This window comes from Bradyrhizobium sp. Crot121, from assembly GCF_059512385.1.
On record NZ_JCAMOR010000561.1, the window covers coordinates 1 to 273 of the forward strand.

Below are 273 nucleotides of genomic sequence, written 5' to 3' on the forward strand. Positions count from 1 at the left end.
TGTACCGAAAACCTTATCCGAGTTGATGAGGTGACGGAATCGCCTAAGCTGGAAGAATGATCGGGCTACTCTGTTTTGTTTTGGCGGTCTTGGCCTCGCCATTCAAGTCGAAGTTGCGGCTTGAAGCGGAGAACGCGGCGCTCCGACATCAATTGATTGTCTTAAGGCGTAAGCTGCATGGTCGCGTCCGGCTCACCAACGATGATCGCTGGTTCTTCATTCAGCTGTATCGCTGGTTTCCATCGATCTTGCAGGTCCTCACGATCATCCGGC

The 273-nt window shown here is 52.7% G+C and carries 1 protein-coding gene; it reads left to right on the forward strand.

From position 1 onward, the window contains the following. Positions 1–56: 56 nt before the first annotated feature. On the forward strand, positions 57–273 hold a 217-nt coding region (locus tag AC5ZGW_RS47915; RefSeq protein WP_496114372.1), incomplete at its 3' end, for a hypothetical protein.